Origin of the sequence: Paraburkholderia sp. BR10872 (genome assembly GCF_040965835.1) — a bacterium.
Lineage (GTDB): Bacteria > Pseudomonadota > Gammaproteobacteria > Burkholderiales > Burkholderiaceae > Paraburkholderia > Paraburkholderia nodosa_A.
Genome location: NZ_JBFRCN010000075.1, coordinates 1 through 13,629, shown reverse-complemented (window position 1 = coordinate 13,629; position 13,629 = coordinate 1). Strand labels below are relative to the sequence as shown.

Annotated in this window: 11 protein-coding genes; 8 read left to right on the top strand and 3 right to left on the bottom strand. The window is 67.2% G+C overall.

What is annotated here, in order from left to right; translation table 11 throughout:
- The first annotated feature begins 8 nt into the window (after positions 1-8).
- A complete protein-coding gene (locus AB4Y43_RS36470) occupies positions 9-1,421 on the top strand; it encodes a hypothetical protein (protein ID WP_368618327.1) in 1,413 nt (470 codons plus the stop codon).
- A 38-nt stretch (positions 1,422-1,459) separates the two neighbouring features.
- On the opposite strand, the gene AB4Y43_RS36465 is transcribed toward AB4Y43_RS36470, so the two are convergent.
- Positions 1,460-1,750, bottom strand: a complete 291-nt coding sequence (locus AB4Y43_RS36465; protein ID WP_342949756.1) for a DUF4148 domain-containing protein — start codon at positions 1,748-1,750, stop codon at positions 1,460-1,462.
- A gap of 142 nt (positions 1,751-1,892) precedes the next feature.
- Positions 1,893-2,087 (bottom strand): hypothetical protein, encoded by a 195-nt coding sequence (locus AB4Y43_RS36460; protein WP_342949755.1) that lies wholly within the window; start codon positions 2,085-2,087, stop codon positions 1,893-1,895.
- Between the two features lie 329 nt (positions 2,088-2,416).
- Here AB4Y43_RS36460 and AB4Y43_RS36455 point away from each other — a divergent pair, with 329 nt between their 5' ends.
- Complete coding sequence (locus AB4Y43_RS36455) at positions 2,417-3,553, top strand: glutathione-independent formaldehyde dehydrogenase (protein WP_342949754.1); 1,137 nt, start codon at positions 2,417-2,419, stop codon at positions 3,551-3,553.
- Positions 3,554-3,641: 88 nt separating this feature from the next.
- Positions 3,642-4,505: an SDR family oxidoreductase gene (locus tag AB4Y43_RS36450; RefSeq protein WP_342949753.1), complete on the top strand. Its 864-nt coding sequence runs from the start codon at positions 3,642-3,644 to the stop codon at positions 4,503-4,505.
- A gap of 14 nt (positions 4,506-4,519) precedes the next feature.
- Here the strand turns inward: AB4Y43_RS36450 and AB4Y43_RS36445 are convergent, their stop codons facing one another.
- Complete coding sequence (locus AB4Y43_RS36445) at positions 4,520-7,210, bottom strand: ATP-binding cassette domain-containing protein (protein WP_368730005.1); 2,691 nt, start codon at positions 7,208-7,210, stop codon at positions 4,520-4,522.
- A gap of 380 nt (positions 7,211-7,590) precedes the next feature.
- On the opposite strand from AB4Y43_RS36445, the gene AB4Y43_RS36440 reads away from it, so the two are divergent.
- The 5 genes from AB4Y43_RS36440 to AB4Y43_RS36420 are packed head-to-tail and all read left to right on the top strand — an operon-like array spanning position 7,591 to position 13,597.
- Positions 7,591-8,880, top strand: a complete 1,290-nt coding sequence (locus AB4Y43_RS36440; RefSeq protein ID WP_342949751.1) for a glycosyltransferase family 1 protein — start codon at positions 7,591-7,593, stop codon at positions 8,878-8,880.
- A 12-nt stretch (positions 8,881-8,892) separates the two neighbouring features.
- The gene (locus AB4Y43_RS36435) at positions 8,893-9,549 is read left to right on the top strand and encodes a D-glycero-alpha-D-manno-heptose-1,7-bisphosphate 7-phosphatase (RefSeq protein ID WP_368730004.1); all 657 of its coding nucleotides are present in this window, start codon (positions 8,893-8,895) and stop codon (positions 9,547-9,549) included.
- Positions 9,546-10,745 (top strand): glycosyltransferase family 9 protein, encoded by a 1,200-nt coding sequence (locus AB4Y43_RS36430; protein ID WP_368730003.1) that lies wholly within the window; start codon positions 9,546-9,548, stop codon positions 10,743-10,745. Before AB4Y43_RS36435 ends, AB4Y43_RS36430 begins: the two co-directional genes overlap by 4 nt.
- A 36-nt stretch (positions 10,746-10,781) precedes the next feature.
- Positions 10,782-12,539, top strand: coding sequence for a carbamoyltransferase (locus AB4Y43_RS36425; RefSeq protein ID WP_368730002.1), 1,758 nt, complete (start codon positions 10,782-10,784; stop codon positions 12,537-12,539).
- Positions 12,536-13,597, top strand: coding sequence for a glycosyltransferase family 2 protein (locus tag AB4Y43_RS36420; RefSeq protein ID WP_368730001.1), 1,062 nt, complete (start codon positions 12,536-12,538; stop codon positions 13,595-13,597). The genes AB4Y43_RS36425 and AB4Y43_RS36420 overlap by 4 nt, the downstream gene beginning before the upstream one ends.
- The last annotated feature ends 32 nt before the right edge of the window (positions 13,598-13,629 follow it).

Sequence of the window (13,629 nt, the reverse complement as noted above, 5' to 3'; positions counted from 1 at the left end):
GCACTTCAATGAACAAGCCGCCGCCGGGCATCGCCCGTTTCGATTCCGCCGCCGCCATGGCCCAGGCACTGGCGAGCATGTTGCACGGAAGACGTTTTTCGAGCCCAAGCCAGTCGCCCCTGCTCGACCGCCTCATGCCCGCAATCAATGCGCTGCCGAAACGCCAGCGCGAATGGGCCTATATCGTCGGCGGCATGAGCGAGGGCATCGATCCTCGCCGCGCGAAGAGCCTCGACGTCGAACGCATTGCGCAGTGGCTTGCCGACCTTTATCCGCAAGTCCCCCGCCGCTGCGCGTTTATCGGGTCGTCGAACGGTGCGATGATCCATCTCGCGGCCGCGCTGCGCGCACCCTGGCTGCCGCAAACCTTTCTATGCCCGGTCCGCGCGCCGTTCAGCGATCCCGATGATGCCCAGCGGGGCTTCGACACGAGCCGGCGCATCACGGAAGCCCTGCTCGCCGCCGACGATCGCATTGCCGTTCATCATATGCACGATCCCAACCAGGACCGTCTGATGTTGCATGGCATGCGCTATTTCCGGCTCAAGTTTCGACGCCTGCCGCTCGCGTTTCGCGAGTTCCTGCTCGGCAATCTCGAGCGCGGCGGGACCCTCTACGTGGTCAACTGCACGCGCGATTGGGCAGTCACCCGCACGAGCGAGCGTTCGGTGTTCCAGTTCGGCGCCACGGGTGGCGCGAGCGAAGACGAATATCTGCACGGCGGCGAGCGCGTGCGCGCGTTTCTCGCGCACTACGGCAGCGTGCGCACACGGTGGGACCCCCCGGCTCCCGACGCGCGCGCCCCGGAAGCCGAGTGGGGCTTCGACGCCGTTCTGCGCGACGATCTCGCCGAGCTGGCCGGGCCAATGCAATGGCGCATCGTCGAGATCCGGTTTGAGGAACCCGAAGCGCTGAGCTTCGCGACCGCGGCTGTTTATCGGCGCTGGTATCAGGAAAGCGTGATCGAGACGCGCCGCCTTCTCGTCGACTCTTTCATGCTGATGGATCCCCTCACGACGCTCGAGATTCACGCCATACCGTTCTGGCTGCTGTTCGGTGTCGAGCCCTCGGCCGACGCCCTGCAGCGCTTCCTCGACAGCACGCCCGCATTCGAGGACATCGACATGACGCTGTTCTCCCACGGCACGCAAAGCATCGGGCTCGCGCCGATCTCGCGCTGGCGAGCGCTGCTGGCCCACGCCGCTCATGAGGGGCGCTTCGCGGGCGTCGATAGCGAGCGCTACCCACGCGATTTCGCCACATTCGAGCGATACGGGCGGGCACTCGCGCAGTTGAAGCCGCGGCTCGGGCCGCCCTCGCCGCTCGAACCCGCGCACTTCGAAGCCTTGCTCGCCGAATTTGGCGAACCTTTCGGTGTGCAGTGCGAAACGACCACGCGCCCCGTGAGCGCCGAAATGTGACTTGGGGCGCAGGACCACGTCCACGCCACGAGTGTCATCTATTGGCTCGCGCTACCAGGCGTCGCCGCCTTTCTTTCGGCGTTCTGAATATCGTTCGGATAATTTGGATCGTTTCCCGCAGCCGGGTTATATCCATTTTCTTCGAGCTTCTTCAGTTCCGCGTTTCTTTGCGCTCGCGCCTGCTTGCGTGCTTCCTTGCGTTGCGCCTTCGATGTGCTCCCATTCGCTGACGCGTCAGGCGCGCTCGTCTGCGCGGCAGCTACGCCGGGCGCTAACGCGATCGAAAGCACCGTCACTGCCGTGACTAGCATGGAATGCGGCTTTGCCATCTCACTCTCCCTGAAAAGAATACGTCGACTGGCGGACGTCCCGAGGGCGCAACCATCGCACCCGGCCGCCTCGATTACGCCTGCAAAGGCGTTCTGCGTGACCACGCCCATGGCCCGCGATCAGCGCGCGGGGCACGCGATTTCAGGACGTCTTCTGCGTCGTTCCCGGTGGTATGGGATTCTTTTCCTGGGTGGACGGCAACTCGTTCTCAGACGTTTCGTGCTTGCTCTTCTCGCTCTCGTCGCGCTTCTCCTGTCTCGTGCGTGCAGGCGGCGCAGTGTTGCGCCGCCCGGCTTCAGGCGATTGCGCGGGGCGCGTACCGGATTCATCTTTCATTGTCGACCTCCTTTCAGTATGGCGCGTCGTCCCGAACAGAAATTAGAGCGCTCTTCGGTCCGGTCGATCCAGTTCTCGATCAGGCTCGCCGTGGCGACGTGGTCCGGCTGTGTGCGCACCGGTTGTGCCTGGAGGCCGCTTCGCACTGGGGGGCGGGCGCCAGCGGCGTCGGAGCCCTTGCGCCCACCGCTGCCCCTTGACATCCCTGGCCGCCGGCTCATGGGAACGGTCAATGCGCCTGCAACGGGTGCACGCATTCGCGATGAGGCGAGACCTCGCGTGCGCCAGGCCCACTGCGCGCAGCTCGCGCGCTTCCCGAGGAGAGTCACGTGAAAGCTGTCGTCTACGAAGGTCCGCGTAAAGTCACCGTCAAAGCTATGCCGGACGCAAAGATAGAGCGCCCTACCGACGTGCTCGTCAAGATCACCAGCACCAATATCTGCGGCTCCGACCTCCATATGTACGAGGGACGCACCAGCATGGAAACCGGCCGCATCCTCGGCCACGAAAATCTGGGCGTGGTGATCGAGGTGGGTTCCGCCGTCGTGCGCGTGAAGGTGGGCGACCGCGTCTGCATGCCGTTCAACATCGGCTGCGGGTTCTGCAAGAACTGCGAGCGCGGGCTCACCGGCTTTTGCCTGACGGCCAATCCGGGCATGGCGGGCGCGGCGTACGGCTTCGCCGACATGGGTCCGTACAGCGGCGGTCAGGCCGAACTGCTGCGCGTGCCGTTCGGCGACTTCAACTGCCTGCGCCTGCCGCCCGATGCCGAGGAAAAGGAGAACGACTACGTCCTCCTGTCCGACATTTTCCCGACCGGCTGGCATGCGACCGTGCTCGCGGGCGTGCAGCCCGGCGACAGTGTCGCCATTTATGGTGCGGGACCCGTCGGTCTCATGGCGGCGCTCTCGGCCCAGGTTCAGGGTGCAAGCAAAATCATGGTCGTCGATACCCACCCGGACCGTTTGCAACTGGCGGAAAAGCTCGGCGCGATTCCCATCGACGACAGCGACGGCAACTCCGCGCAGCGCATCGTCGAAATGACCGGCGGAGAAGGGGCCGACCGCGGCTGCGAGTGCGTGGGGTATCAATGCACCTGTCACGGCCGCGAAGTACCGAACCTGACGATGAACAATCTCGTGAAGGCTGTGCGGCCGACGGGCGGCATCGGCGTGGTGGGCGTATTCGTGCCGAAGGATCCGGGCGCGGAGGACGAGTTGGCGAAGAAGGGGCAGTTGGCTTTCGACTTCGGCCAGTTGTGGATGAAGGGACAGCACATCGCCACGGGTCAGGCCAACGTGAAGGCGTATAACCGCAAGTTGCGCGATCTCATCGCGGCAGGCAAAGCGCGGCCCTCACAGATCATTTCGCATACCTTACCGCTCGGGCAAGCGCCCGATGCTTACCAGCAGTTCGACGCGCGCAACGAGGGCTGGACCAAGGTCGTGCTCAAGCCCGCCGGCTGACCGGAGCCTCGCGGGGCGTGCGGCATATGTCTTGCGCTTCGCGCGGTACGCAGAAAACATGCAACGTCATTTCGAAGAGGTAAGGACCATGAACGAACATCGCCCCGCCCCGCCCATGCCCGATCAGCAGCAGGACCGCACGCCCGGGCGCACCGCACCTATGGACCCGCAACCCGATCACGGCGAAAAGAGTTATCGCGGGTCGGGACGGCTTGCCGGCAAGGTCGCCCTCGTCACGGGCGGCGACAGCGGCATTGGCCGCGCGGTATGCATCGCGTTTGCGCGCGAGGGCGCCGACGTGGCCATCGCGTACTACGACGAGCACGACGATGCGAAGGAAACGGCGCGCTGGGTGGAAGACGCCGGACGCCGCGCGCTCCTTCTGCCCGGCGACATCCGCGACCGTGCGTGGTGCCGCGAGCTCGTGAGCAAGACCGCGCGCGAGCTGGGCAAGCTCGACATACTCGTGAACAACGCCGCGTACCAGATGACGCACGAGTCGATCGAATCGATCAGCGACGAGGAATGGGATCGCACCTTCGATACCAATATCGGCGCCATGTTCCGCATTTCACGCGAGGCGGTCGCGCTCATGCAGCCGGGCGCTGCCATCATCAATACCGCGTCGATCAACGCGGACAAGCCCAAGCCCACACTGCTCGTCTATGCCGCCACGAAGGGCGCGATCCAGAACTTCACCGGCGGTCTCGCCCAACTCGTGGCCGGGCGCGGCATCCGTGTGAACTGCGTCGCGCCGGGGCCGATCTGGACACCGCTCATTCCGTCGACCATGCCGGCCGAAGACGTGCGCGACTTCGGCAAGGCGACGCCAATGGGGCGGCCAGGGCAACCTGCGGAGCTAGCCGGTGCGTATGTGCTGCTCGCGTCGCACGAGGGCAGCTACATCTCTGGCGCCACTGTTGCGGTGACGGGCGGCACGCCCCTCATCTAGACGGCGGGCCGGAGTCAGTGGCTGGCGCCGGCGCTTTCGTTACCGCCTTGCGTTGCCGCGACGATCGCGGCGAGCAGCGCCGGCACCGCAACTGGCTTGGTGAGCCGCGCGGCGAACAGGCTGCGTTCTTCGCCGGGGGAATCGGCGCGCGCAACCTGGCCCGTCATGGCGATGGCAGGAAGCGCTTTGCCTGCATAGTCGCCGCGCGCTTCCATGTCTCGTAGCGCTGCGACGATTTGCGTTCCGTCTTCGCCGTCTAGCTGCAAGTCGCACAGCAGTACATCTGGCCACCTGGCGCGCGGCGTCTCGCGCAACCCGGCGAGCCATCGCGCACCGCTGCTTTCGAGCTGCACGATCGCCCCATGCAATGTGAGCGCAGCTTCCAGCGCATCGCGCGTTTGCTCTTCGTCGTCGAGCACGGCTATGCGCAGTCCGGCGAGTTCGCCGCCGCGCTCCTGGGTGCGCTCGGGCAGCAGCGCATGCAGCGGCAACGCCACGGCGTAGCGCACGCGGCGGCCTTCGGGATCTAGCGTGAGGCTCGCGCCCGCCTTGCGCAGCAGCGCTTCGATACGCGCGAGGGCGCTGTCGTCGAGCGGTGCGGGACGCGCGCCGCCCGCCACGCCGAGCAAAACCGTATTGGCGCTGCGCCGCGCGGCCAGTTGCACGCCGCGCGTTTCTCGCGTGGCCCCTGCCGAGGTAACAGAAGCCGCGATCGACGCCGCATTCTGCACTTCGTTCTCCACCAGCAGCGTGAGGGCCACCAGCAACGCGTCGCCGTTCGCGACAGTGGCATAGAGCCCGTCGTCGGGTTGCGTGACGAGCCGCGCCGCCGCTTCGCCCAGCGAATCACGAACACGCTCGGCCACCCGTGCAAGCAGGTTCGCCACGTTAACGGGCGTCGTCACGAGCCGCCGCTCGGCGTGCTCGAGATCGTCCTGCTGCCATTGCATCGCCCACATCTTCGCGTACACGCCCTGGCGGGCGAGCAGCGCGTCGTGCCGCCCCTGTTCGACGATTCGGCCGTGCTCCATCACGAGGATCAGATCCGCGTCGACGATCGTCGAAAGACGATGCGCGATCACGATCGTCGTGCGCCCGTGGGCGAGGCGCTGCAGCTCGTTCTGGATCGCTCGCTCCGAGCGCGTATCGAGCGCCGAGGTCGCTTCGTCGAACACCATGATGCGCGGGTTCTTGAGAATCGCGCGTGCGATTGCGATGCGCTGCCGCTCTCCGCCCGACAGGCGCACGCCGCGCTCGCCCACACGCGTTTCGTAGTGGTCGGGCAGACGCTCGATCAACTCGTCGAGCTGGGCCGCGCGCGCGGCGCGCACGACATCCGCCCGGGTGGCGTCGGGCTGGCCGTAGGCGATGTTGTACGCGATGGTCTCGTTGAACAGCACCGTGTCTTGCGGCACGATGCCGATCGCTTCGCGCAGGCTCGACTGCGTGGCGTGCGCAATATCGTGGCCGTCGATGGAGATGGTCCCGCGCTGAGGCTGATAGAAGCGGAACAGCAGCCGGATCAGCGTGGATTTGCCTGAGCCGCTGCCGCCCACCACGGCAACGGTGCGCCCTGGCTGGGCCAGGAACCCCACATCGTGCAGCACGGGCCGCCCCGCGTCGTAGCCGAAATCGACGTGCCGGAATGCCACCTCGCCTTCGCGCACGACCAGCGCGCGCGCTCCGGGCATGTCCTCATCCTCGCCCGGCGTGCCGCGCGCACAGAGGATGGCGAAGAGCCGCTCGACATCGACGAACGCATCGTTGGCCTCGCGAAACACGAAGCCGAGTGTATTGAGCGGTGCGCACACCTGAATGATGTACGCGTTGATGAGGATGAGGTCGCCCACCGTCATCGCGCGAGTCAGCACGTTCTGCACGGCGATCACCATCACCGCCGCAATACCTGCCGCCACCACGCCGCTCTGGCCCACGTGCAGCACGGTCAGCGCGCGCTGATTCGCCGTGCGCGCGAGGACCCAGTCGTCGAGCACGGTGCGCAGCCGAGCGACCTCGTGCTGCTCCGTCGAAAAGTACTTCACCGTGTCGTGATTGAGCAGGCTGTCGACGAGCCGGCCGTCCGCCTGCGCCTCCAGCGAGTTCACCGCGCGCTGGAACGCGAGCCGGCGGCGGGTGTAAATCGCGGTCCATGTCCCATAGCACGCAAAGGTCCCGGCGATGGCGAGCACAAAGGCGTTGTCGTAGTGCGACGCGACGATCGCCACGACCACGGCGATTTCGAACATCGTTGGCAGCACTGAAAAGAGCGCGGTGCCAAGCAGGAAGCCCAGTCCGTCCGCACCCTTCTGGACGTCCCGCACGATCGCACCCGTTTCGCGCTGCGCATGAAAGCGCGCGCCCAGCCGGTGCAGCTGAGCGAACGTGCGTTCGCGCAGCGTGGCCACTGCGCGTTGCACGACAATGCTGAACGCCACATCGCGTGCCTCGCCGAGCGCGTCCGACAGGAAGCGCAGCAGCGCATAGACGATCGCGAGCAGCGCCGGCAGCGCCGCCAACGAGTGAATGTGGCCGAGATCGTCGATCAAATGCTTGAGTGCGATCGGCACCGAAATGGCACCGAGGCGCGCCAGAATCATCAATGACGCCGCCGCTGCGCTCGCGCTGCGGTGCCGCCACAGCGCCTCGCCGAGCGTGCGCAGGATGCGCGAGCGTACGGCGCGCCGGCTGGGCGTTGCTCCATTCATCGCGTGGCTGCCCCCAAAGCGATACTGAAGCGGATCGTTGCGCAATCGACGCTCCCGCGGCGCGCAGCCCGCCGACAACGCCCGGGGGCGTTGTCGAAACGTCTTGCCGCCTGGTGTAAAAGCGCGTCGCCTCTTTGGCAGACGCGTTCCGGCATTCGTCACGGCTGAGCGGCGCCGATGCGGAAGGTCCAAAGATGCCCGTTTCGAGCAGTACACACGGGTTCGCGCACCACGCCGCCCCCGGTTCCTGTGCACTTCCAATCAACGGCACAGCAAATGCGCTTACGCCGTTGCACCCGGTGCAACATTCGAGCAGTTCTTTCCGCGCCCCCTTTGAACGCGACACACAGCTCGCCATCCACTTCTCGCGAGGACACGTCATGAAAATCGCACTCGTCAGTGAACACGCGTCGCCGCTCGCCGTGGCGGGCGGCGTCGATACCGGCGGACAGAACATCTACGTCGCGCATGTCGCGCGTCAACTCCAGCGCGCCGGACATCAGGTCGACGTCTTCACGCGGCGCGACCGCGCCTTGCTGCCGCCCATTCTGGAGATGGACGGCGTACGCGTGATTCACGTCCCCGCCGGGCCGCCCATGCAGCTGCCCAAGGAACTACTGCTGCCCCACATGCCCCGGTTCGCCGAGTTTCTCGTGGACTTTTGCCGCGCCGAAAGGCGTCCCTACGACGTCATTCACGCCAACTTCTTCATGTCCGGCCTGGCGGCGCTCGCGGTCAAGGACGCGCTTCATGTGCCGCTCGTCATGACGTTCCATGCGCTCGGACGCGTGCGGCGCCTCCACCAGGGTGCGAACGACGGCTTTCCCGATGAGCGCTTCGCGATCGAAGATGAGCTCGTGCGGCGCGCGGACTGTATCGTTGCCGAGTGTCCGGCCGATGAAGCCGATCTCGTCGAGCACTATCGCGCCGACCCCGCGCGGATTGCCGTCATTGCCTGCGGCTTCGATCCCGACGAGTTCTCGCCCGTGGACCGCCGGCAGGCGCGCCGCCGACTGGGCTGGCCCGCCGGCGAATTCTGCGTGCTGCAACTCGGCCGCCTCGTGGAGCGCAAGGGCATCGACAACGTCGTGCGCGGTGTGGCCGCGCTCGAGGCGCGCCACGGCGTGAAAGCCCGGCTCTACGTCGTGGGCGGCGACGCGCAAACGCCCAACGAAATCGCCACACCCGAGATCGCCCGCCTGCGCGGCATTGCGCACCGCTGCGGGATCGAGCCGCGCGTGACCTTCGTGGGCCGCCGCGAGCGCTCGCAGTTGCGCGACTTCTATAGCGCCGCCGACGTCTTCGTGACGACGCCGTGGTACGAGCCGTTCGGCATCACACCCGTGGAGGCAATGGCGTGCGCCACGCCCGTAATCGGGGCGGATGTGGGTGGTATTCGCCATTCGGTGCGTCACGGCGAAACGGGCTGGCTCGTGCCGCCGCGCGACCCCCAGGCGCTCGCCGAGCGCCTGTTCGCCATTCATGGCGACCCCGCGCACGCCCGCGCGATGGGCGAAGCGGGACGCAAGCGAGCCCAGACGTACTTCACGTGGCGGCAGATCGGTCTCGAACTCGAAGACGTCTATGCGCAGCTTGCCGGAGTGCGCCTCGACACGCGCGAGGACGCGAGGGAAAGCACCCAGGGCCGCGTGCTGCGCGCCGTGGGTTGAGGAGCGAACCGTATGCTGAACCGAACCACCGGGCCCCGCGGGTTGCTCGCTACCCGCCCAGCGGTGTTCCTGGACAAGGACGGCACGCTGCTCGAAGACGTGCCGTACAACGTCGAGCCCTCGCGTATGCGTTTTGCCCCGGGCGCCGCGCAGGCGCTCACGCTGCTCGCGCGAACGCCACTACCGCTATTCGTGGTGAGCAACCAGCGCGGCGTTGCGCTGGGGCGCTTCGCGCACGCGGCGCTCGGCGACGTGGAGGCGCAGTTGCGCCGCATGTTCGCCGGCTGCGGCGCCACGCTGCAGGCTGCGTACTGGTGCCCGCACGACCCGCTCGGCCATGTGGCGCCCTATGCGTGCAACTGCAGCTGTCGCAAGCCTGCGCCCGGCATGCTGCTGCGCGCGAGCCGCGAGCATGGCATCGACCTCGCGCGCAGCTGGATGGTCGGCGACATCCTCGACGACGTGGAAGCGGGCAATCGCGCAGGTTGCCGCGCGATCCTCGCCGATTGCGGCAACGAGACCGAGTGGCAAAGCGCGCCGGCGCGCCTGCCCTACGCGATCGTCGCGGATCTGCGCGAGGCGGCGCAGGTGATCGTGGAGCGTTACGAGCACGAACGGCGCGTGCGGGCGGCAACGCGCCACGGTGCACAGGAGGAGGCGCTGCGATGAACGGAACCGCCTTTGCGATCGCGCCGCGCGATGCGCACGCGCGCTCGCCCCGCCGCCAGCCTGCAAGCGAGCCCTGGGGGGCCGAGGTCCAGCGCATTCTCTGCGTGCGCCTAGATCAACTAGGCGACGTGCTGATGACCACGCCCGCAATGCACGCGCTGCGCGAAAGCGCGCCGCGCCGTCATATCACGCTGCTGACTTCGGCCGCAGGCGCGGCCATGGCGCCCTATCTGCCCGACGTGGACGACGTCATCGAATACGACGCGCCGTGGGCCAACGGCGCTCACGGATCGGCCAAAGGACACGCCGACGGCGCGGGCAACGAAGACGCCGTGCTCGCGCGCGTGCGCGCCGGACGCTTCGACGCCGCCGCGATCTTCACGGTCTACAGCCAGAATCCGCTGCCGGCCGCCACGCTGTGCTTCTTCGCGGGGATCGAGCGGCGTCTCGCGCATTGCCGCGAGAATCCTTACGCATTGCTGACTAACTGGCTGCCGGAGCGCGAGCCGCAGACGGACGTGCGCCACGAAGTCGAGCGGCAGCTCGCGCTCGTGCGCAGCGTGGGCGCCGATCTCGCCGACCCGGCCGATTCACGCATGCGCATGAGCGTGGACCCCGCCGCGGGCATCACGCTCGCGCAGAAGCTGCGCATGCATGGCGTCGATCCGGCCGAGCCTTGCATCGTCGTGCATGCGGGCGCGAGCGCGCCTTCCCGGCGGTATCCCCCGGCGCTCTTCGCCGAAGCGCTCGATCTGCTCGCGCCCACAGTGCGTTGCCCGTTCCTGCTCACCGGAAGCCTCGGGGAAAGCGCGTTGACGCGCGACGTGATGCGTTTCTCGCGTTCTCCGGGCAGCACGCGTCTGGTCGATCTCGCGGGGGCGCTCACGCTCGGCGAATTGATCGCATTGCTCGACCAGGCTTCACTGCTCATCGCCAACAACAGCGGGCCGGCGCATCTGGCCGCCGCGCTCGGCAAACCCGTGGTCGATCTCTACGCGCTCACGAATCCGCAGCACTCGCCGTGGATGACGCCGCACCGCCTGCTCTATCGCGACGTGGCGTGCCGATGGTGCTATCGCGGCGAGTGCCCCGAAGGCCACCACGCCTGCCTGCGCGGCGTGCCCCCGGGCGACGTCGCGCGAGCGGCGCGCGAACTGCTCGAGGAAGCCGGCGCGCTCGTGCCGCAGCCCGCCTGACCCCTGCAACCCACCGCCCGCAACGGGAGCCCGTTCATGTACACACTCGGAATCAATGCCGTTTATCATGACAGCGCCGCGGCGCTGGTCCATGACGGCGTGGTGATCGCCGCCGCCGAAGACGAGCGCTTCACGCACGTCAAGCACGCCAAGCGTCCCGTGCCGTTCTCGACATGGCAACTGCCCTTCGACGCCATCGACGCCTGCCTCAGGGAAGCCGGCATCACGCTAGCCGACGTCGATCACGTTGCCTACTCCTACGACCCGGCTCTCTTTCCGGATATGCCGACCCGGCCCGGCGCGACCATCGCGTTGCCGCTCGACCCCTCGCGCGCGCGCATGGAAGCCAACGCGTCGCCATGGGACCCGCTCTTTCTCAGCTATATCGTGAACGCGAAGGCGCAGTTGCTGGACGGCGCGCCGCATCATCTGCGCAAGCGCTTTGCGGGCGTGGACCGCGAAAACGGCTTCGTCTGGCATAACGTCGAGCACCACCTCGCTCACGAAGCGAGCGCGTTTCTCGCAAGCCCCTTCGATGCATGCGCCGTTCTGACCATGGACGGTCGCGGCGAAGGCGTCACCACGAGCCTTGGCGAATTTCGCGACGGCAAGTACAAGCGCATCACCCAGGTGGAGTTGCCGCATTCGCTCGGACTCCTCTACGAAGCCGTGACAGGCTGGCTCGGCTTCCTGCATTCTTCCGACGAGTACAAGGTCATGGCCCTCGCCTCGTTTGGCGAACCGGCCTATGCCGACCAGTTCCGCGAAATCGTGCAGTACAACGGCAATGGCCACTACACCGTCGCCGACCCGCGCCTCGTGGACCGCTTCGGCGTGCCGCGCGAACGCGGCGGCCCGCTGGAGCAGCGGCATTTCGATATCGCCGCCTCGCTGCAACTCGTGCTGGAAGAAACGGTGCTGGAGATGGCGCGCTGGCTCCATACGCGCACGGGACTGCCGAAGCTGTGCATGGCGGGCGGCGTAGCGCTGAACTGCGTGATGAACTCGTATGTGCGAGATAACGGCCCGTTCGACGACATCTGGGTGCAGCCCGCCGCGGGCGACGCAGGCACCGCGCTCGGCGCGGCGCTCTGGACCGACTACCGCTTGCGCAGCGAAGCGGCGCAAGCCGCAGGCGAACGCTCGGAACGCCGCTGGCAGATGGACCACGCCTACCTCGGTCCGGCGTTCGACGACGAGACCATCGAGCAGTTCCTACGCTGGTCGAAAACGCCCTACCGGCGGCTCGACAACATCGCCGAGGAAGCCGCGCAACTGCTCGCCGACGGCGATGTGATCGGCTGGTATCAGGGCCGCACGGAGTTCGGCCCGCGTGCGCTCGGCGCCCGTTCGATACTCGCTTCGCCCGTCGATCCCGGCATGCAGGCGAAGCTCAACGAGATCAAGGACCGCGAGGACTTTCGGCCGGTCGCGCCGGTCGTGCTGGAAGAGCGCGCCGCGCAATGGTTCGTGGGCGCGAGGCGCGCGCCGTTCATGCTGTTCATCTTCGACGTGCAGCCCGGGAAGGCCGAACGCATTCCCGCCGTGCGCCACGTGGACGGCACCGCGCGCATTCAGACCGTAAACCGCGACCAGCATCCGCTCTACTACGACCTGATCGCGGCGTTCGAACGGCGCACCGGCGTGCCGGTGCTCGTCAACACGTCGTTCAATACCCGCGGCGAGCCGATGGTCAACTCGCCGCGCGACGCGCTCGAATCGTTCTGGACCTCGCCGCTCGATGCGCTCGTGATCGGCCCCTTCCTCGTGCGCAAGAGCGAGGCACGCGCATGAGACCCGCCGACGTCGAGTTGCGCGAGCCGCGGCCCATCGGCGCGGAGGAGCCCCAGTTCGATGGCTATGCGGGCGCATTGCTCGAACACCTGCGCATTGCCGTGGTCGTGCCGACGTACCAGCGCGCGACGCTGCTCGGACAGTGCCTCACCGCGCTGTGCGCGCAGGATCTCTCGCCTGACGACTATGAAATCGTCGTGTGCGACGACGGACCGGACGACGAGACGCGCGCGACGGTGGAACGCATGGCGGCGATGCAAGCCCTCCGCGGTCTGGCGATCCGTTACGTGCCAGTGCGCGCCACCCAAGGGCCGGCCGCGGCGCGCAATGCGGGCTGGCGCGCGGCGCGCGCGCCGCTCATCGCGTTCACCGACGACGACACGATTGCCGACCCCGGCTGGCTGCGCGCGGGGCTCGCCGCGCTCGCGCACGCGCAAGCCGCCGCGGGCCGCATCGTCGTACCGCTGGGCGTGGCACCGAGCGATTATGAGCGCGACGCAAGCGGCCTTGCGCACGCCGAATTCGCTACGGCCAATGCGTTCGTGCAGCGCGCGACGCTCTCGCAGATCGGCGGCTTCGACGAGCGCTTCACAGCGGCGTGGCGCGAGGATTCGGACCTGCAGTTCGCATTGCTGCAGGCGGGCGCGAGTGTAGTACGCGCCGACGATGCCGTGGTCGTGCACCCTGTGCGTCCCGCGCGCTGGGGTGTGAGTCTCGCGCAGCAGCGCAAGAGCCGCTTCGAGGCGCTGTTGTTCCACAAGCATCCGGCGCTGTATCGCGAGCGCATCGGGGCGGGGCCGCCGCTCCTTTACTACGCGGTGCTGATCAGCGTACTCGTGCTGCTAGCTTCTCTCGCCTGGGGTCAGCCGAGGGTCGCCCTGGCTGCGTTCGCCGCATGGATCGCCTGCACCGCTGCGTTCTGCGTACGCCGCTTGCGCGGCACGCGTCGCGACGCGCTCCATGTAGCCGAAATGATCTGGACGTCGCTGTGGATTCCGTTTCTTTCGATTTTCTGGCGGCTCCAGGGAGCCGTCAGTTACCGCGTGTGGTTCCTCTAACGGATGTGCCCATGCCGACTCTGCTCGACGCC

What these genes read in the sequence shown, in the direction of transcription:
- AB4Y43_RS36470 (WP_368618327.1), top strand. Translation starts at nt 9, where the DNA reads ATGAACAAGCCGCCGCCGGGCATCGCCCGTTTCGATTCCGCCGCCGCC.
- AB4Y43_RS36465 (WP_342949756.1), bottom strand. Translation starts at nt 1,750, where the DNA reads ATGGCAAAGCCGCATTCCATGCTAGTCACGGCAGTGACGGTGCTTTCG.
- AB4Y43_RS36460 (WP_342949755.1), bottom strand. Translation starts at nt 2,087, where the DNA reads ATGAAAGATGAATCCGGTACGCGCCCCGCGCAATCGCCTGAAGCCGGG.
- AB4Y43_RS36450 (WP_342949753.1), top strand. Translation starts at nt 3,642, where the DNA reads ATGAACGAACATCGCCCCGCCCCGCCCATGCCCGATCAGCAGCAGGAC.
- AB4Y43_RS36445 (WP_368730005.1), bottom strand. Translation starts at nt 7,210, where the DNA reads ATGAATGGAGCAACGCCCAGCCGGCGCGCCGTACGCTCGCGCATCCTG.
- AB4Y43_RS36440 (WP_342949751.1), top strand. Translation starts at nt 7,591, where the DNA reads ATGAAAATCGCACTCGTCAGTGAACACGCGTCGCCGCTCGCCGTGGCG.
- AB4Y43_RS36435 (WP_368730004.1), top strand. Translation starts at nt 8,893, where the DNA reads ATGCTGAACCGAACCACCGGGCCCCGCGGGTTGCTCGCTACCCGCCCA.
- AB4Y43_RS36430 (WP_368730003.1), top strand. Translation starts at nt 9,546, where the DNA reads ATGAACGGAACCGCCTTTGCGATCGCGCCGCGCGATGCGCACGCGCGC.
- AB4Y43_RS36425 (WP_368730002.1), top strand. Translation starts at nt 10,782, where the DNA reads ATGTACACACTCGGAATCAATGCCGTTTATCATGACAGCGCCGCGGCG.
- AB4Y43_RS36420 (WP_368730001.1), top strand. Translation starts at nt 12,536, where the DNA reads ATGAGACCCGCCGACGTCGAGTTGCGCGAGCCGCGGCCCATCGGCGCG.